The 15,391-nt window shown below is 62.9% G+C and carries 19 protein-coding genes and 1 other annotated feature; of the genes, 18 read left to right on the forward strand and 1 reads right to left on the reverse strand.

Features of this window, described 5'->3' with window-relative positions:
* Positions 1 to 40: 40 nt before the first annotated feature.
* Positions 41 to 1,213 carry a prephenate dehydratase gene (pheA, locus tag AB5Y98_RS01590; protein ID WP_017763932.1) on the reverse strand — a complete coding sequence of 391 codons (1,173 nt, stop codon included), beginning with the start codon at positions 1,211 to 1,213 and terminating at the stop codon, positions 41 to 43.
* A 38-nt stretch (positions 1,214 to 1,251) separates the two neighbouring features.
* Positions 1,252 to 1,386, reverse strand: a sequence feature (Phe leader region).
* A gap of 169 nt (positions 1,387 to 1,555) precedes the next feature.
* Here pheA and AB5Y98_RS01595 point away from each other — a divergent pair.
* The 18 genes from AB5Y98_RS01595 to AB5Y98_RS01680 all read left to right on the forward strand — a co-directional run bounded on the left by AB5Y98_RS01595 (position 1,556) and on the right by AB5Y98_RS01680 (position 15,125).
* A complete protein-coding gene (locus AB5Y98_RS01595; protein WP_368231193.1) occupies positions 1,556 to 2,155 on the forward strand; it encodes an HAD family hydrolase in 600 nt (199 codons plus the stop codon).
* A 24-nt stretch (positions 2,156 to 2,179) separates the two neighbouring features.
* On the forward strand, positions 2,180 to 2,458 hold the full coding sequence (locus tag AB5Y98_RS01600) for a DUF6482 family protein (RefSeq protein ID WP_005303707.1): 279 nt from the start codon (positions 2,180 to 2,182) through the stop codon (positions 2,456 to 2,458).
* Between the two features lie 45 nt (positions 2,459 to 2,503).
* A complete protein-coding gene (locus AB5Y98_RS01605; protein ID WP_368231194.1) occupies positions 2,504 to 3,376 on the forward strand; it encodes a hypothetical protein in 873 nt (290 codons plus the stop codon).
* Positions 3,377 to 3,470: 94 nt separating this feature from the next.
* Positions 3,471 to 4,019 carry a DUF3157 family protein gene (locus AB5Y98_RS01610; RefSeq protein WP_005303701.1) on the forward strand — a complete coding sequence of 183 codons (549 nt, stop codon included), beginning with the start codon at positions 3,471 to 3,473 and terminating at the stop codon, positions 4,017 to 4,019.
* Between the two features lie 183 nt (positions 4,020 to 4,202).
* Positions 4,203 to 4,832 carry an outer membrane beta-barrel protein gene (locus tag AB5Y98_RS01615; protein ID WP_005303698.1) on the forward strand — a complete coding sequence of 210 codons (630 nt, stop codon included), beginning with the start codon at positions 4,203 to 4,205 and terminating at the stop codon, positions 4,830 to 4,832.
* Positions 4,833 to 5,004: 172 nt separating this feature from the next.
* Positions 5,005 to 5,949 carry a YbgA family protein gene (locus AB5Y98_RS01620; protein ID WP_368231195.1) on the forward strand — a complete coding sequence of 315 codons (945 nt, stop codon included), beginning with the start codon at positions 5,005 to 5,007 and terminating at the stop codon, positions 5,947 to 5,949.
* Between the two features lie 63 nt (positions 5,950 to 6,012).
* Positions 6,013 to 6,900: a MerR family transcriptional regulator gene (locus tag AB5Y98_RS01625; RefSeq protein WP_368231196.1), complete on the forward strand. Its 888-nt coding sequence runs from the start codon at positions 6,013 to 6,015 to the stop codon at positions 6,898 to 6,900.
* Positions 6,897 to 8,318 carry a deoxyribodipyrimidine photo-lyase gene (gene phrB, locus AB5Y98_RS01630; protein ID WP_368231197.1) on the forward strand — a complete coding sequence of 474 codons (1,422 nt, stop codon included), beginning with the start codon at positions 6,897 to 6,899 and terminating at the stop codon, positions 8,316 to 8,318. Before AB5Y98_RS01625 ends, phrB begins: the two co-directional genes overlap by 4 nt.
* Before the next feature lies 1 nt (position 8,319).
* Positions 8,320 to 8,748, forward strand: coding sequence for a nuclear transport factor 2 family protein (locus AB5Y98_RS01635; RefSeq protein ID WP_362816165.1), 429 nt, complete (start codon positions 8,320 to 8,322; stop codon positions 8,746 to 8,748).
* On the forward strand, positions 8,745 to 9,479 hold the full coding sequence (locus tag AB5Y98_RS01640; protein WP_368231198.1) for an SDR family NAD(P)-dependent oxidoreductase: 735 nt from the start codon (positions 8,745 to 8,747) through the stop codon (positions 9,477 to 9,479). The genes AB5Y98_RS01635 and AB5Y98_RS01640 overlap by 4 nt, the downstream gene beginning before the upstream one ends.
* On the forward strand, positions 9,476 to 10,735 hold the full coding sequence (locus tag AB5Y98_RS01645; RefSeq protein WP_362816167.1) for an FAD-dependent oxidoreductase: 1,260 nt from the start codon (positions 9,476 to 9,478) through the stop codon (positions 10,733 to 10,735). Before AB5Y98_RS01640 ends, AB5Y98_RS01645 begins: the two co-directional genes overlap by 4 nt.
* A complete protein-coding gene (locus tag AB5Y98_RS01650; protein ID WP_211028193.1) occupies positions 10,732 to 11,514 on the forward strand; it encodes a DUF1365 domain-containing protein in 783 nt (260 codons plus the stop codon). Before AB5Y98_RS01645 ends, AB5Y98_RS01650 begins: the two co-directional genes overlap by 4 nt.
* Complete coding sequence (locus AB5Y98_RS01655; RefSeq protein WP_368231199.1) at positions 11,514 to 12,770, forward strand: class I SAM-dependent methyltransferase; 1,257 nt, start codon at positions 11,514 to 11,516, stop codon at positions 12,768 to 12,770. The genes AB5Y98_RS01650 and AB5Y98_RS01655 overlap by 1 nt, the downstream gene beginning before the upstream one ends.
* 2 nt (positions 12,771 to 12,772) lie before the next feature.
* Positions 12,773 to 13,237, forward strand: a complete 465-nt coding sequence (locus AB5Y98_RS01660; protein ID WP_368231200.1) for a DUF2878 domain-containing protein — start codon at positions 12,773 to 12,775, stop codon at positions 13,235 to 13,237.
* Positions 13,238 to 13,248: 11 nt separating this feature from the next.
* Positions 13,249 to 13,467 (forward strand): TIGR02450 family Trp-rich protein, encoded by a 219-nt coding sequence (locus AB5Y98_RS01665; protein ID WP_005303669.1) that lies wholly within the window; start codon positions 13,249 to 13,251, stop codon positions 13,465 to 13,467.
* The gene (locus tag AB5Y98_RS01670) at positions 13,424 to 13,975 is read left to right on the forward strand and encodes a chalcone isomerase family protein (protein ID WP_241658686.1); all 552 of its coding nucleotides are present in this window, start codon (positions 13,424 to 13,426) and stop codon (positions 13,973 to 13,975) included. The genes AB5Y98_RS01665 and AB5Y98_RS01670 overlap by 44 nt, the downstream gene beginning before the upstream one ends.
* Positions 13,975 to 14,532, forward strand: coding sequence for a DUF3833 domain-containing protein (locus tag AB5Y98_RS01675; protein ID WP_017787762.1), 558 nt, complete (start codon positions 13,975 to 13,977; stop codon positions 14,530 to 14,532). The genes AB5Y98_RS01670 and AB5Y98_RS01675 overlap by 1 nt, the downstream gene beginning before the upstream one ends.
* Before the next feature lie 125 nt (positions 14,533 to 14,657).
* Positions 14,658 to 15,125 (forward strand): Dps family protein, encoded by a 468-nt coding sequence (locus AB5Y98_RS01680; protein ID WP_010634828.1) that lies wholly within the window; start codon positions 14,658 to 14,660, stop codon positions 15,123 to 15,125.
* The last annotated feature ends 266 nt before the right edge of the window (positions 15,126 to 15,391 follow it).

Below are 15,391 nucleotides of genomic sequence, written 5' to 3' on the forward strand. Positions count from 1 at the left end.
GTCGGCCGGCAGATACCCGGGCCGGCCCAACCTTGGCGGATCAGCCGCCCATCAGCACCGGCGGCACTGTGGTCGGCTTGACATCTTCGCTCGGGTAGCAGCCCAGCACCTTGATGTAGCGGGTGATCTTGGTCAGCTCCATCAGCGCGGCCTGCATGGACGGGGTGTTGAGGTTGGCGGAGACATCCAGGTAGAACATCTCCTCCCACGGGTTGCCCTGCACCGGCCGGGATTCCAGCTTGGTCATGTTGATCTCGTTGTTGCGCAGCACCAGCAGCGCTTCCACCAGGGAGCCCGGCTTCTGGGAGGTGGACATGATGAGGGTGGTCTTGGCCGGGATCTGCGGCGCCACGTCGATGGGCTTGCGCGCCACCACGATGAAGCGGCTGTAGTTCTCCTTCTGGTTGGCCAGCTGTTCGGCCAGCACGTCCAGCCCATACAGCTCGCCGCCGGCCGCGCTGCCGATGGCCGCCGCTTCGGGGCTTGCCAGCTCTTTGACCTTCATCATGGCGCTGGAGGAGGAGTCGCAGATCTCGTGGCGCGCTCCTTCCAGCTTGCTGAGGTAATGGGAGCACTGCTGGAACACCTGCGGGTGGGCGTAGAAGGTCTTGATGCGGGACAGCTCTGTGGGCACGGCGGTGAGGATGCAGTGCTCGATGGGGTAGGTGAGCTCACCGACGATGGAGAGGCTGGTGTGCTGCATCACGTCATACACCTCGTTGATGGAGCCCGAGCTGGTGTTCTCGATGGGCAGCACGCCGAAGGCGGCGCGGCCCGACTCCACCGCATCCAGCACCTCGCGGAAATTCTGGCAGTTTACCTCGATCACCTGATCCTTGTAGCGGGCCAGGTACTTGCGGGCGGCGAGGCTGGAATAGGAACCGCGCGGCCCCAGATAGGCGACGCTGGTCATCGGCTCCTGCTGCTCCGGGTTGAGCAGGCTCTGCAGATAGGCCTGCTGGGAGAGCACCGAGTCTTCGATGATGGTGTGATAGATGCGGGTGATGTACTGGGCATCCAGCCCCAGTCCGCGCCCTTTCTGGATCAGGGCGACCAGCAGATCCTGCTCGCGCTGGGGATCGCGGATCGGGCGCGGGTTGGCCTGCTTGGCGCGGGCGACCTCGATGCTGAGGGTCTTGCGTTTGGCCAGCAGGGCGAGCAGCTCCTGATCCAACTGGGTGATGTCTTGTCTGATCTCGTCGAGCGTTGCCATGATGGTTCCCTATCCAAGTAATCGATTGTGGTGGCTGCAAAAAAAAACCTCCGCTAGGGGAGGCTCGATTCGTCTTTGCTTTCTGTTTACGCGAGTACTTCACGTGACGACTGGCCTTCCCTCATGAGGGCCGGATAAACGAGAAAGCAAAAAAGAATGGTGCGTGCATGAGTGTGTCCTTGAGGTAACGCCATAAGCATTAAGGGATTTGACCGTGCGATGCAAGTAAAACTTGCCCGTGGGTGGCGAACGGGGCAGGGTAGGGGCGTGAGCCTGCGGGGGCAGATGCGTGTCGGATGGACCCGCTTGCCGTCACAATGATGCAGAGATCTGGAGGTGAGAATGGCGATTATTTTCGATCTGGGACGAGTGGTGGTGAGCTGGGATCCGGTCGGTATCGTGCGCTCGGTACGGGGGGCGCACGGGGCGGAGCAGCTGGCGGAGCAACTGTTCAACCATGGCGACTGGCTGGAAGTGGACCGGGGGACCCTGTCGCTGCACACCATGGCCCGTCAGGCGCAAGCGCGAACCGGCCTGTCGACGGCGGAGAATCTGGCCATTTTGCAGGCGGTGCCGCCATCCCTTGTGCCGGATCCCGCTATGCTGAGCCTGATAGAGGCACTGCACGGGGAGGGGCACACCCTCTATGCACTCTCCAACATGGGCCATGCCAGCATCGACTGGCTGGAGCAACATCAGGATTTCTGGCGCTTCTTCAGCGGCAAGGTGGTGTCGGCAAGGGTACGGATGATGAAGCCGGAGCCGGATATCTACCGCTATCTGCTGGTGTCGTTCGATCTGCGGGCCGAGCAGTGCCTGTTCATCGATGACAGCCCGGCCAACGTGGCCGCTGCACAGACGCAGGGGATCGGCGGCCTGGTGTTTATCGATGCATACAGTTGTCGCCAGCAGCTGGTGGCACAGGGTTACCTGCCGGCCTGAGCGGGCGGGAACGCGGGGTAAGTTATGGAACACGGCAGGTTTCGCAATTGGCTCAGTCACTATCCGGATGCGGGGCTGCTGATCGCCTGTCTGGATGGCAGCGGTTATCAGCTCTGTGTCGAGGTGGATGGGGAGATGCAGTGCCTCACCGACAGCGAGGGGGGCAGGCTGACGTTCGCCTCCCTCGAGCAGGCCGAGGGTTTTCTGCGCATGCACCAGGTTCATCAGGCGAAACTGCGGATTTATGACACGCAACTGGATGAATATGATGATAATTGGTATGAAATAATCATTAAATTCTAGTTTATCCGCATTCTTTAAGGGTTTATTCAGGATTATTACTGCACAATGGCGCCCAATTCATCATCCGGTGCCGTTGTTATGGATGCCAATATCGTTGTGCTGAATCGAGGATACGATCAGACCTTTCAGACCAGGGAGCAGTCGCTTATCGAGACCCTGGCTGGCTACGGCGAACTGGCGGTCTCCTTCTCCGGTCGACTGGAGTCCTGCTACAGCATGGATCTGTGCCGCGCCAGCGGTATCCGGATCCGCGCCATCACCCTGGACAGCCCGACCCGCAGCCGCAAGGAAGTGGCCCGCGCCAAACGTTACTGCCAGCGCTACGGCATCGAGCAGCGGGTCATCAAGACCGATGAGATGATCTTCTGCGATCACCTGCGCCACCTCAACGAGGTGATAGATCCGGTGCGTTACATCTGTCACCTCACCGCGCTGGAAACCGACTGGAGCCACCTGCCCATGCTGCTGCCCGCGCCGGTCGAGGAGCTGCGGGAGTATCTGCGTCGCTTCGGCAGCCTGCCGGACAACACCCTCTGGCTGTTCGCCAAACAGGGCATGACCCACAGGGACTTTCGCTACGGCTTCAACAAGCGTCAGCTGGGACGCTGGGGCAAGAGCGCCCATGGCTGCCTGAGCCACCGCTTCTCCGATCCCGAGCTGGTGGATCGCCGTCATCTGCGTATGGTGGACATGGCGGAGCAGATGCTGGCCGACATGGGGCTGGAGGAGGCGCAGGTGTTTTTCCATACCCTGGGCGATCGGGCCACCACCCTGGCCCGGGTACGACTGCCGTCCCGGTTGCGGGCCCGGGCGTTCGATCTGCAACCGGATATCCTCACCGCCCTCAAGAGCACGGCGTTCGATCTGGTGACCCTGGACATGATGCCGGCGGAGGAGCGTCAGGAGCTGGTGGTCTAGGCAACCGAGGGCAGGAACGTGAGTGCGGTCATAGGCAAGGTGCGGCGGACTCTTTATACTGACGCCCTTTTCCATCGACGCGAGTCATCACCCTATGAAACCCTTGTCCCGTCTGCTGGTTGCCCTCTGCTTGTCGCCCCTGCTGGCCCAGGCTGCCCCGCTCACCCAGGTGACCCTGCCGGATGGTCGCCAGGTGCAGCTCAACGATGACTTCACCTGGGAATACCTGCTGCTCAAGCCCGCCGCCGACGGCAGCGCGGTGCAGGGCACGGTAGCCGTGCCGGTGCTGACCGAGCAGGCGATGAACAACCCGGATCTGCTGGCCCAGGCCGTCAAAGACGGGATCGGCGTCAAGCTCGCCAAGCTGGAAGGCTCGGATCCCCTGCAACTGCAATTCATGGTGAGCAACACCGGCACCCGCAACGTGGTGCGGGTGCGCGGCAGCATCACCCTGTTCAGCGAGCAGGGGGCCCAGCTGGCCAAGCAGGAGGCCCGCTTCTGGGTTGGCGAGAACCGTCTGCCGGAGTCCTATCTGCGCAAGGGGCAGCAGCGCCCCTCCATGGTGCTGGAGGTGCCGCGCCCGGCCGGGCTGACCGGCAAGCCCCTGGTGCGGGTCGAGATTGAGGAAGTGGAGTTTCGCTGATCCCTTATGCAACAGGCTCCTTCGTGGAGCCTGTCTTGATTGTTAACCCGGTAACCGCCAGCAACAGTTGCTTACATCTGACATGGTTTGGCAACAGCTTGCCGCTCGGCATTTCGCCCCGCCCTCTGCACAATGACCCCATTCCAGCTAGGTCTCAACTAGCTCAACGATGGAGTCATCAAAATGAAAAAAGTTGCACTTTCTGTTCTGGTTCTGGCCGGTTTCGCTTCTACTTCCGCTCTGGCTGAGGATGCCTTCAGCTACGCCAAAGGCGGTTTGACCTGGGCGCACACCAAGTCCGACTACATCGGCGGCAAAGATAGCAACAACCGCGACTTCGGCGGTCTGAACCTGGATCTCTCCAAGAGCTTCGGCTCCAACTTCTACGGTCGTCTGGGCAGCGAGTACACCTCCCGCAACGATGGCAACGACAGCATGGGCATCTCCAGCCTGGGTCTGGGTGTCTACACCCCGCTCAGCACAGGTCTGAACCTGTATGGGGAAGCGGGCCTGATGGGCTACACCATGGAGCGTCAGGTGGCTGCCAACGTGAAAGACAGCGGCTGGGACGTCATCACCCGCAAGAACAGCGGCAGCATGTACGGTGAGGCCGGCCTGCGCTACGACATCGGCGCCGTCGAGCTCTCCACCGCCTACCGCTACGCCAACATGACCGACGACATGCACGATTTCAAAGTGGGCGCCGCCTACAAGGTGAGCCAGAACCTGGCCCTCACCGCCGACTACACCTATCGCAAGTGGGATCTGCAACAGGGTTCCATCACCAGCCTGGGTGTGAAGTACAGCTTCTAATCATCCTTCCTGTAGTGTCTTCATTTTTACCCATGACTTCGGTCATGGGTTTTTTCATTTCCGGTTGATCCACCCTTCACCCTTGCGCCGTATCAGTCCGCAATAATTATACAACTTCCGTTTTTTTGTATAACTGCTATAACTGATTCAGACTTATACAAGGAGTGATGATATGTACAAGATCAAGGTTGGTATCAGCGCCTGCCTGCTGGGGAAGGAGGTTCGGTTCGACGGGGGTCACAAGCGTTCCAGCTTCTGCGAGCGGGATCTCGGTGCCCACTTTGACTATCACCCTGTCTGTCCCGAGATGGCTATTGGCCTCGGGGCGCCCCGCGCCGCGATCCGGCTGGTGAAGCGCCACGGCGAGATCCGTGCCGAGGCGAGCAACGGCAGCTTCGACGTCACTGACCAGCTCATCGCCTTCAGCGAGCAGAAGGCGCGCCAGCTCGACTTCATCTCCGGCTACATCCTCTGCGCCAAATCCCCCAGCTGCGGCATGGAGCGGGTGCGGATCTATGGCGCCAACAACGAGGGGAGTGCCAAGGAGGGGGTCGGCCTGTTTGCCAAGGCGCTGATGGAGGCCAATCCCCTGCTGCCGGTCGAAGAGGATGGCCGCCTGTGCGATCCCATCCTGCGGGAAAACTTCGTGCTGCGGGTCTTCGCCTACCACGACTGGCAGCAGCTCTGTGCGCGCGGCATCACCGCCTCTGCGCTGATCCGTTTCCACTCCCGCTACAAGTATCTGGTGCTCTCTCACGCCACCACCCACTACCGGGCGCTCGGCAAGCTGCTCGGCAACCTGGCCAAGGCCGACCTGCCGCAGGTGGCCGACAGCTACATCAAGGGGTTGATGGCGGCGCTGACTTTGCGGGCCAACCGGCGTAGCCACACCAATGTGCTGATGCACCTGCAGGGCTACTTCAAGCGGGTGCTGACCCCGGCCCAGAAGCAGGAGCTGTGCGACACCATCGACAAGTACCGCACCGGTGTCTTTCCGCTGCTGGTGCCGCTCACCCTGATCCGCCACTACCTGCGCGAGTACCCCAATCCCTATCTCGCCGAGCAGGTGTACCTCAATCCCCATCCCGACACGCTGAAACTGCGCTACGGGCTCTGAATATCCTGTGCAGGCCCCGGCGGATGGCCGGGGCCTCTCCCTCAACCTTTGCTGGATGCCGTTATGTCTGATTTACCGCACGCCGCTTCTCCTTCGCCGGAGGAGGGGATCTACCCCATTCGCGAGGTCTCCCGCCTCACCGGCGTCAACACCGTGACCCTGCGCGCCTGGCAGCGCCGCTACGGGCTGGTGCAACCGGCCCGCACCGAGAAAGGCCACCGCCTCTACAGCGAGCAGGATATTCGCCAGATTGGCGAGATCCTGAGCTGGCTGGAGCGGGGAGTGAGCATCGGGCAGGTGAAGGGGCTCCTGAGCGAACCCCAGGCCCAGCCGGTGAGCGATCACTGGCAGCAGACCCTGGAGCAGTTCAGTCAGGCGCTGCTTGCCTTCAACCAGCGCAAGGCGGAGGCCGAACTCAACGACCTGCTGGCGAGCTACCCGTTCGAACTGGTGCGCAGCAGGGTACTGCAACCCTTGGTGGAACGGCTGCTCGGGCTGTGGCGCGAGCGGCCCGATGGCGAGCTGCTGCAACAGGTGTGGCTGGGCTGGCTCCATACCCGCTTCGCCCGCCACCTCATCGAGCAGGAGAAGGGCGTGCCGGTCACCCTGGCGAGCTGGGGACAGGTGGGCCCGCTCGACCTGGTCTGGGCCGCCTACGAGCTGATCGGTCAGGGCCATGAGGTGCAACTGCTGGGGGCGGTGGAGCCGCGCCATGCCAGCCTGCTGGAGGGGCGTGCCGTGACCCCCTGGCTGGTGCTGCTGGGGGCCGGCCTTGGCAAGCCGGTTCTGGCTGCCGGCTGGCCCGCCGCTACCCGTTTCTTTGGCGAGCTGGGACGCCTCTACGATGGTGAGTGGCTGCAAGCTCACGGCTGGCAGGCGAACCTTGCCGAGGTGATGGCAGACATGCCTGCGGCGGCAGGTGCCAGCGGACGCGGGAGGAAAAAATCATGAAGCTGGTCTGGTTTCGCAATGATCTGCGCCTGGCCGACAACCCGGCCTTGCGTCACGGTTGCGCCAATGATGAACCGGTCGCCGCGCTCTATATCCTCTCCCCCACCCAGTGGCGGCAGCACAAGCTGGCCCCCGTCCGTCAGCGTTTTCTACTGGCCCAGGTCGATGCGCTGGGCCGCGAGCTGGCTGCGCTCAGCATCCCGCTGCATCTGCTGCGAGTGGAGACTTTTGCCGAGGTGCCGGCGGTGCTGGCAGATCTTTGCCGCGAGCTGGGGGTAACCCAGCTCTACGCCAATCAGGCCATCGAGATCGACGAGCTGCGCCGGGATCAGGCCGTCACTACCGCGCTGGCAGAACAGGGGATTGATTGTCACTGGTTCAACGGCTGCTGCGTATTGCCGCCCGGTCGGGTGTTGACCGGCTCTGGCGAGATGTTCAAGGTTTTCACCCCCTTCAGCCGTGCTTGGCTCAAGGCTCTCGACGAGGATGGTTTCGTCATTCATCGCGCGCCCACTGCTCGTGGCGAGCCGCTGCCGTGGCAGCCGTTGGCCGAGCGGGACTTCGTCGATGCCGATCTTGGCGAGCTGACGGCAGACCCCCGCTGGCCGGTGGGGGAGGCCGAGGCCAGCCGCCGTCTGAATGACTTTCTGGAGCAGGCGGTGCTCGATTATGGCGAGACCCGGGATTTCCCTGCCATCGCGGGTACCTCCGTGCTTTCCCCCTATCTGGCGGCCGGCATCATCAGCCCGCGCCAGTGTGTGGTGGCGCTCCAGCAGAGGCTTGGCTACCGGCCCCAGTCCAAGGCCCAGCCCGGTTTTGTCTGGCTCAATGAGCTCATCTGGCGCGAGTTCTATCGCCACCTGCTGGTGCTGATCCCGACCCTCTCCATGAATCGGCCCTTCAAGCCGGAAACATCGGCCCTGCCATGGAGCTGGGATCCGGACGCCTTCGCCGCCTGGTGTGAGGGACGTACCGGCTACCCCATCGTCGATGCGGCGATGCGCTGCCTCAACGCCACCGGCTGGATGCACAACCGGCTGCGGATGATAGTGGCGAGCTTTCTCACCAAGGATCTGCACATTCACTGGCGGCTCGGGGAGGATTACTTCATGAGTCAGCTCATCGACGGCGACCTGGCGGCCAACAACGGCGGCTGGCAGTGGGCGGCGGGCACCGGCGCCGATGCGGCGCCCTATTTCCGGGTCTTCAACCCCACCACCCAGGGACAACGGTTTGATCCGCAAGGGGAGTTCATTCGTACCTGGGTCTCTGAGCTGGCTGATCTGCCTGCCGCCTATCTGCACCAGCCCCACGACTGGTTGCGGCTCAAGGGGCGGCGCGATTATCCGGCCCCCATGGTGGACCACGCCGTTGCCCGGGTGAGAGCCATCGAGATGTTTCGCGCCCTGGAGAAATAGCATGGATGAGTCGCTGGCCCGCTTTGTGGCCCTCTATCAGCAGCTAAACCGAGATGAGTTGCACCGTTTGCCCGAGGTCTACGCAAACGAGGTGGTCTTTACCGACCCTGCTCACCGCATCGAGGGGCTGGCGGCGCTCACCGACTATTTTGCCACCCTCTATCAGCGCCTGGCCTACTGCCGTTTCGTCATCACCAGCCAGCTGCAACAGGGGCGACAGGCCTGGCTCGGCTGGACCATGACCTTCTCCCATCCCAGGCTGCGCGGCGGCGCCCCGGTGACGGTGGAGGGGGCCACCCGCCTCGAGTTCGACGAGACGGGCAAGGTGTGCCTGCATCGCGACTACTTTGACCTTGGCGCCATGCTCTACGAGCAGTTGCCGCTGCTTGGGGCCGTGGTGCGCACCATCAAGGGGAGGCTGGGCGCATGAGCGGCCGGGTGCTGATCACCGGCGCCACCTCCGGCATCGGCTTTCAGCTGGCGCTCGATTATCGGCACGCAGGCTGGCAGGTGTGGGGTTGTGGTCGCGATGGTGAGCGGCTGCTGGCACTGGGGCGCCACGGCATCACGCCGCTGCAGTTTGACGGGCGCTCTGCAAACGCCGTGAGCGAGGCTGCCGCCGGCTTGCCGCGGGTTGACCTGGTGATCCTCAATGCCGGCAACTGCGAGTACATGGCGGTGGACGAGGGGTTTGACGGCGCCCTGTTTGCCCGGGTCATCGAGACCAACCTCATCGCCACCGGCCACGCCCTGGCCGCTTTCTTGCCGCTGCTGGGTGCGGGCGGGCGCCTTGCCATCGTCAGCTCGTCGGTGAGCTGGCTGCCGCTGCCCAGGGCCGAAGCCTATGGCGCCTCCAAGGCGGCCCTCGACTATCTGGCGGATACCCTGCGCCTCGATTTAGCCGGCAAAGGGATTGGGGTGACCCTGATCCGCCCCGGCTTTGTCCAGACCCCGCTCACCGCCAAAAATGATTTTCCCATGCCCTGTCTGGTGACGGTGGAAGAGGCTTCCCGCGCCATCATGGACGGGCTCGCCGCCGGTCGCCACCAGATCCACTTTCCCCGCCGCTTCATCTGGCTGCTGCGCCTGCTCGGTGCGCTGCCGACGGGGCTCTGGCTGCGCCTTGGCCGCGCACTCGTATCGAAAGGACGCCCTTCATGAAGAAAAAGATCGCCATCGTCGGCTCCGGCATTTCAGGCCTGACCGCCGGTTTTCTGCTCCACAAGCTGCACGACATCACCCTGTTTGAGGCGGCGCCGACCCTGGGTGGCCACACCGCCACGGTCGATGTGGAGCAGGTGGGGCGCCGCTATGCCATCGATACCGGCTTCATCGTCTGCAACGATCGCACCTACCCCAACTTCTTGAGGCTGCTTGAACGGATCGGGGTGGCGCGCCAGCCGGCCGAGATGAGCTTCTCGGTGAAAAGCCTGCAGGGGCTGGAGTACAACGGTCACAATCTGGACACCCTGTTCGCCCAGCGCAGCAACCTGCTGAGCCCACGCTTCTACGGCTTTGTCGCCGAGATCCTGCGCTTCAATCGGGAGGCGCGGGCCTGGCTGGCCGATGGGCAACAGCAGGGGGCCGACCTCGAGCTGACCCTGGGGGATTTTCTGCAGGTGGGTGAGTTCAGCGACTACTTCGCCCGCCACTACATCTTGCCGATGGGGGCCGCCATCTGGTCATCGACCCTGGCCGATATGCGCGCCTTCCCCTTGAGCTTCTTTCTGCGCTTTTTCGCCAACCACGGCTTGCTTGAGGTGGCCAACCGGCCTCAGTGGTATGTGATCCCGGGTGGCTCGCGGGAATATATTGGCCCGCTGACGGCCGGCTGGCAGGCAAACATTCGCCTGGCCTGCCCGGTGCAGGGGATCCGGCGCCTGGCGGACGGGGTGCTGATCCAGAGCAGCTACGGCGAGGAGTGGTTTGACGAGGTGATCCTCGCCTGTCACAGCGATCAGGCGCTGGCCCTGCTGACGGACCCGGGCGAGCGGGAGCAGGCCATTCTCGGCGCCATGCCCTATCAGGCCAACGATGTCTGGTTGCACACCGATGCCTCCTGCCTGCCGGTGCGGCGCAAGGCATGGGCCAGCTGGAACTATCAGCTGGGGGAGGATGACGGGGCGCGGCCGCTGGTGAGCTACAACATGAATATCCTGCAGGGGGTGAGCTCGCCAGAGCCCTTCTGTGTCAGCCTCAATCCGCAAGGCAAGGTGGACGAGAGCAAGGTGCTGCGCCGCTTCGTCTACCACCATCCGGTGTTCAATCAGAGCTCCATCGCCGCCCAGCAGCGGCGGGCCGAGATCTGCGGCCAGCAACACACCCACTTCTGCGGCGCCTACTGGTACAACGGCTTTCACGAAGACGGGGTGCGCAGCGCCCTGGACGTGGCCAGGCGGTTCGGTGCCGAGCTATGAACGATGCCGTTCTGATAGGCCAGGAGGAGAGTGCCGAGGCCATGACCGGCACTCTCAGCGCCATCTGGCAGGGGTCGGTGCGCCATCGCCGCTTCGCACCGCGCGCCCATGCCTTCTCCTACAGCCTCTTCATGCTGGGGCTGGATCTCGACGAGCTGCCAGAACTCGATCGCGGGCGCTGGTTCGGGGTGGAGCGAGCAGGGTTGCTCTCGTTTCGTCGTGACGACTACCTGCGTGGCAGCGAGGGGCCGCTCAAGCCGGCGGTGTGGCAGAAGGTGAGCGAACTGGGTGGCGATGCCGAACCCGGGGGGCGGGTGCTGCTGCTTGGCAACGTGCGTTGCCTCGGTTTCTACTTCAGCCCGGTCAACTTCTACTTCTGCTATCGGCAGGGAGAGGCGCGCTATCTGCTGGCGGAGGTGTCGAACACCCCCTGGAACGAGCGTCACTACTACCTGCTGGATCTGGCGGCGCTGGCCCCCCACGACAAGGATTTTCACGTCTCCCCCTTCATGGGGCTGGCGATGCGCTACCACTGGCGCATTCGCCCGCCCGAGCAGGAGACACTGATCCACATCGAGAGCCACCCCGTATCCGGTGAAGCCAAGCTGTTTGACGCCACCCTGGCACTGCGCCGGGCGCCGCTGTCGCGCAAGGGGCTGGCGGCCCTGCTGGCCCGCTGGCCCTGGATGACCATGAAGGTGCTGCTCGGGATCTACTGGCAGGCCCTGTGTCTTTTTATCAAACGAACCCCCATTTTCACCCATCCGGAGAGCCGCTAATGGAACTTGTGCAATCAACCCTCTCTGCCTCTTTCATCGACAAGGGGGCCAGGCAACTGCTGCTCAATCTGCTGGGGCGCCTCGAACATGGCCAGCTGCTGCTGCGGGATGGCGCTGATCGCCACAGCTTTGGCGTGGCGGGCACCGATCTGCACGCCGAGCTGGTGGTGCAGGATCCGGCCTTCTATCGCCGCCTGCTGCTGGGGGGCAGCATCGCCGCCGGGGAAACCTGGGTGGAGGGGCTCTGGACCAGCCCGGATCCGGTGGCGCTGGTGCGGCTGCTGGCCCGCAACCTGGCGCTGCTCGACAGTCTGGAGCGGCGCCTCGGCTGGCTCAGCTTCCCGTTCAACAAGGTGCGTCACTGGCTTAACCGCAATACCCTGACCGGGTCGCGCTCCAACATCGCCGCCCACTACGATCTTGGTAACAGCCTCTATGAGGGCTTTCTCGATAGCCATATGCAGTACTCGAGCGCCATCTATCCCCATGCCGAGGCCACTCTCGAAGAGGGACAGCAAGCCAAACTGCGCACCATCTGCGAGCGGCTGGCACTGGGGCCAGACGATCATCTGCTGGAGATCGGCACCGGTTGGGGCGGCCTCGCCATCTATGCCGCCCGCCACTACGGCTGCCGGGTGACCACTACCACCATCTCCCGGGCCCAGCACGACTATGCCAAGGAGTGGATCGCGAGGGAGGGGCTGGGGGATCGCATCACCCTGCTGCTGGAGGACTACCGCAAGCTGGAGGGTACTTACGACAAGCTGGTCTCCATCGAGATGATCGAGGCGGTGGGCCACGCCTTCCTGCCGGACTATTTCCGCCAGTTGTCGCGGCTGCTCAAACCCGGTGGCCGCCTGCTGATCCAGGCCATCACCATTGCCGATCAACGCCATGCCCAGTACCTGCGCGGGGTTGATTTCATCCAGCGTTACATCTTCCCCGGCGGCTGCCTGCCAAGCGTCTCCCAGATGGCGGGGCTGCTGGCGCGCGAGACCGACATGCAGCTGGTGCGGCTGCACGATCACGGCCACCACTATGCCCGCACGCTGGCTGATTGGTGCGAGCGCTTCCTGGTGCTGGCGCCCGAGCTGACCGCTCTTGGCTACAGCCAGGACTTCATCCGCTTGTGGCACTTCTATTTCGCCTACTGTGAAGGGGGCTTCTGGGAGCGCACCATCAGCCTGGTGCAGCTGGAAGCGGCCAAACCGGGCCCACTCGGCTGGAGTGGGGATCAGCCCGTCGGCGGTCGCTGATCATGTGGCAGTGGGCCCATCTGCTGGGGTTCAACCTCTACTGGTTGCTGGCGGTGAAGTGGCAGCAGCCGGGCCCGCTGCTGGCAATGCTACTGCTTCATTTTCTCTGCTCTCCGCGCCGCTGGCACGACTGGCGGCTCATCCCGGTTGCCCTGGCCGGCAGCCTGCTCGATGCCCTGCTCTGGCAGCTCGGGCTGTTTGATTTCAACGCCGGTTTTCCGCTCTGGCTGGTGCTGCTCTGGTGCGGCTTTGCCCTGACTCTCTCTCACGGTCTGCGCTGGCTGCGGTCCTTGCCGCGCTGGCAGCAGGGGCTGTTCGGCATGGTTGGGGGGGCCTCCTCCTATGTGGCGGGCGCCGCCATGGGGGCAGTACACTTACCCTGGGGCATCGGGATCAGTGCGGCACTGCTGGCGGTGATCTGGATGTGGTGGTTACCCGTACTCCTGTGGGTAACGGTCAAGCTGTAGGGTGAAGCGAGATGAACACCTTTTCGACCGACACCTTGTTGTTTTCCAAGTGGACCAAAGAGAGCCAGCACGAGCTGACCGAGCGTTTCTATCTGGTGGTGGCCTGTCAGCGCGACGCGCAGGGGCAGCTGCAGCAGGTGGTGATGCAGGACATCAACACGCTGCTGGAACAGGAGATGGACTGGCATGAACTCGAAGATCCCGCCCATTGGCACATGGGGTGGAATTAGCCTGCTGCTGGCAGGCTTGAGCCTACCGCTGACCCCTTTCGCCCAGACCGGGCAAGCCCTGATCACCCCCTGGCAGCAGCTGCACCCGGTCGGGCGCGGCGAGATGAGCTGGCTCTGGTTCAAGCTCTATGACGCCACCCTCTACAGCGAGAACGGCCGCTATCGGCCGGGTCACTATCCTCAGGCGCTCAGCCTCACCTACGCCAGAGCCATCGAACGGGAAGATCTCTTGCGCGCCACCGCCGCCGAGTGGCAGCGACTGGGGCTTGGCAGCCAGCAGCAGCGCCAGGAGTGGCTTGGCCGGCTCGCCGCGCTCTGGCCCGATGTTCGGGTGGGTGACCGGCTCACCTTCTATGTCGACAAGGGGGGCGCGGGCCATTTCTGGTGGCGGGACAAGCCGCTCGGCACCCTCGCCGATCCGCAATTTTCGGCAGCCTTCCTCGCCATCTGGCTGGCACAAGGGAGCCGTGATCCGGCGCTTACCCGTAGCCTGCGAGGAGAGTTCTGATGCAAAAGGGATTCATGAAATACATCCACGCCTGGCGCTACCTGCTGTTGTTGCCGCTCCTGCTGCTGGCCGGCTGTGGCAGCAGTCTGGAGGATTATCGCGATCGGGGCCCCGAGTGGGATCTCGCTCGCTTCTTCGATGGCAAGCTGACGGCGCACGGTCTGGTGACCGATCGCAGCGGCGAGGTGACCAGCCGTTTTCGGGTAGAGATGCGCGGCCGCTGGCAGGGGGACAAGGGGGAGCTGTTCGAGCAGTTCTACTTTGACGACGGGCGCCAGCAGACCCGCACCTGGTTTTTGAGCAAGGGGGCGGATGGCCATTGGCGCGGCACGGCCGCCGACGTGGTGGGGGAGGCGGTAGGCAAGACGGCAGGCTTTGCCCTCAACTGGCGCTATCAGCTCGATCTGGCGCTGCCCGACGGCAGCGTGGTGCGGGTGAGTTTCGATGACTGGATGTACCTGCTCGACCAGGATCGTTTGATCAACCGGGCCGCCATCAGCAAGTTCGGCATCCAGCTGGGGGAGGTGATCCTCTATATCGAGCGGCAGCCTGAATGAGTTCGCCCCGCCAGGTCGGCAACGCGGACGATAGTCGCTCGCTATCAATCAGTTAGGTCTTAACGATTACCTTTCGAGTCTGATGGGTTCTAAGATAACCAGGTCGTCAAATCTGGAGGTGAAACATGAAGAGTCCGATTGGTCTTGATACCGTTCAATCACAAGCGTTGGCCGCCGAACTGAACAAGTTGCTGGCCAGCTACCAGATCCTTTACATGAACGTTCGCGGCTTCCACTGGAACATCCGCGGCAACCAGTTCTTCGAGCTGCACCTGAAGTTTGAAGAGATTTACAACGACCTGTTGCTGAAGGTCGATGCTCTGGCCGAGCGCATCCTGACCCTGGATGGCGTGCCGCTGCACAGCTTCAGCGACTACCTGAACGTTTCCGCCATTCCCGAGCAGAAGGGGTTGCACGACGGTCGTGCCTGCGTCGAATCCCTGCTGGAGAGTTTCCGCGAACTGCTGGTGGCCCAGCGCCGCATCCTGGGGCAGGCCGCCGATGCCGGTGATGAAGGGACTGCGTCCATTCTCTCCGACTATGTGCAGCAGCAGGAGAAATTGGTCTGGATGCTGCGAGCTTATTTAGCCTGATAGTTAACCAAGCCGGATGCATACGAAGTATTCCGGCTTGATGAAGTCAAGGGCTGGTGCTACCTGACTAGGCGCCAGCCCGACCCGTTCCCTTACCGTGTTCTGTTGCAAACCTGAGTTGTCTCTCCTTTTATCCACCCGCTTGCCGCCCTGTTTGGGCGGCTTTTTTGTTTTTGATCTGCATCAATGAACATTGAATTGGCAAATTGAATGCCTATTAAGTTTTCCACGAGGGGAATAGAATCGCCACAAAACAAACAACTGAA

It is taken from the genome of Aeromonas sp. s3, assembly GCF_040907805.1.
Classification (GTDB): domain Bacteria; phylum Pseudomonadota; class Gammaproteobacteria; order Enterobacterales; family Aeromonadaceae; genus Aeromonas; species Aeromonas dhakensis.

What these genes read in the sequence shown, in the direction of transcription:
- AB5Y98_RS01660 (WP_368231200.1), top strand. Translation starts at nt 12,773, where the DNA reads ATGTGGCAGTGGGCCCATCTGCTGGGGTTCAACCTCTACTGGTTGCTG.
- AB5Y98_RS01625 (WP_368231196.1), top strand. Translation starts at nt 6,013, where the DNA reads ATGTCTGATTTACCGCACGCCGCTTCTCCTTCGCCGGAGGAGGGGATC.
- AB5Y98_RS01645 (WP_362816167.1), top strand. Translation starts at nt 9,476, where the DNA reads ATGAAGAAAAAGATCGCCATCGTCGGCTCCGGCATTTCAGGCCTGACC.
- AB5Y98_RS01615 (WP_005303698.1), top strand. Translation starts at nt 4,203, where the DNA reads ATGAAAAAAGTTGCACTTTCTGTTCTGGTTCTGGCCGGTTTCGCTTCT.
- AB5Y98_RS01610 (WP_005303701.1), top strand. Translation starts at nt 3,471, where the DNA reads ATGAAACCCTTGTCCCGTCTGCTGGTTGCCCTCTGCTTGTCGCCCCTG.
- AB5Y98_RS01675 (WP_017787762.1), top strand. Translation starts at nt 13,975, where the DNA reads ATGCAAAAGGGATTCATGAAATACATCCACGCCTGGCGCTACCTGCTG.
- AB5Y98_RS01600 (WP_005303707.1), top strand. Translation starts at nt 2,180, where the DNA reads ATGGAACACGGCAGGTTTCGCAATTGGCTCAGTCACTATCCGGATGCG.
- pheA (WP_017763932.1), bottom strand. Translation starts at nt 1,213, where the DNA reads ATGGCAACGCTCGACGAGATCAGACAAGACATCACCCAGTTGGATCAG.
- AB5Y98_RS01655 (WP_368231199.1), top strand. Translation starts at nt 11,514, where the DNA reads ATGGAACTTGTGCAATCAACCCTCTCTGCCTCTTTCATCGACAAGGGG.
- AB5Y98_RS01650 (WP_211028193.1), top strand. Translation starts at nt 10,732, where the DNA reads ATGAACGATGCCGTTCTGATAGGCCAGGAGGAGAGTGCCGAGGCCATG.
- AB5Y98_RS01670 (WP_241658686.1), top strand. Translation starts at nt 13,424, where the DNA reads ATGAACTCGAAGATCCCGCCCATTGGCACATGGGGTGGAATTAGCCTG.
- AB5Y98_RS01605 (WP_368231194.1), top strand. Translation starts at nt 2,504, where the DNA reads ATGGCGCCCAATTCATCATCCGGTGCCGTTGTTATGGATGCCAATATC.
- AB5Y98_RS01665 (WP_005303669.1), top strand. Translation starts at nt 13,249, where the DNA reads ATGAACACCTTTTCGACCGACACCTTGTTGTTTTCCAAGTGGACCAAA.
- AB5Y98_RS01620 (WP_368231195.1), top strand. Translation starts at nt 5,005, where the DNA reads ATGTACAAGATCAAGGTTGGTATCAGCGCCTGCCTGCTGGGGAAGGAG.
- phrB (WP_368231197.1), top strand. Translation starts at nt 6,897, where the DNA reads ATGAAGCTGGTCTGGTTTCGCAATGATCTGCGCCTGGCCGACAACCCG.
- AB5Y98_RS01640 (WP_368231198.1), top strand. Translation starts at nt 8,745, where the DNA reads ATGAGCGGCCGGGTGCTGATCACCGGCGCCACCTCCGGCATCGGCTTT.
- AB5Y98_RS01595 (WP_368231193.1), top strand. Translation starts at nt 1,556, where the DNA reads ATGGCGATTATTTTCGATCTGGGACGAGTGGTGGTGAGCTGGGATCCG.
- AB5Y98_RS01680 (WP_010634828.1), top strand. Translation starts at nt 14,658, where the DNA reads ATGAAGAGTCCGATTGGTCTTGATACCGTTCAATCACAAGCGTTGGCC.
- AB5Y98_RS01635 (WP_362816165.1), top strand. Translation starts at nt 8,320, where the DNA reads ATGGATGAGTCGCTGGCCCGCTTTGTGGCCCTCTATCAGCAGCTAAAC.